Source organism: Streptomyces sp. SID13726 (genome assembly GCF_010548375.1).
Classification (GTDB): domain Bacteria; phylum Actinomycetota; class Actinomycetes; order Streptomycetales; family Streptomycetaceae; genus Streptomyces.
Genome location: NZ_JAAGLY010000388.1, coordinates 1 through 458, shown reverse-complemented (window position 1 = coordinate 458; position 458 = coordinate 1). Strand labels below are relative to the sequence as shown.

General features: G+C 63.3%; 1 pseudogene. It reads left to right on the top strand.

Annotation, left to right across the window (positions count from 1 at the left end):
• Nucleotides 1-227: pseudogene (locus G3I78_RS48220) on the top strand (hypothetical protein); the annotation flags it as partial.
• Nucleotides 228-458 lie beyond the last annotated feature (231 nt).

Sequence of the window (458 nt, the reverse complement as noted above, 5' to 3'; positions counted from 1 at the left end):
CCAGAGGCAGCGCCTTCGATCAGCTCTTCGTGGACCTGCTCCGGGCGTCCCACGGCAGGGTCTTCATCACCATCGGCGAGGTCCGCGCATCGACCAAGAACTCCTTGGTGAGGCGGCATGCAACGCAAGCCAATACGACCGTCCAAGACCACATGGATGTGCTGGAGGAGACCGGTCTCGTCACTGATGCCACGTTGGACGGCGTCGCCTCCTCCATTCCCAAGTGACCATCCGGCACGGCGCTGCATCGAAGCGGCCTCTGCAGCTTCCAACTGTCGGCGATGTACAGGCAACCTGATTGTGGATGCGCACGCGGGAAAGGCCGCCTTCGCGGCCACGGCGTCGGGCTAGCTCAGGCGTCATCCATCGCTCTACGCAGTCTCGCTTTCCAGCCCTCGGCCACTCTTGTTCGCCCCCGTCACCCACACGAGATTCTCTGCCGACAGATCGAGGTGAGC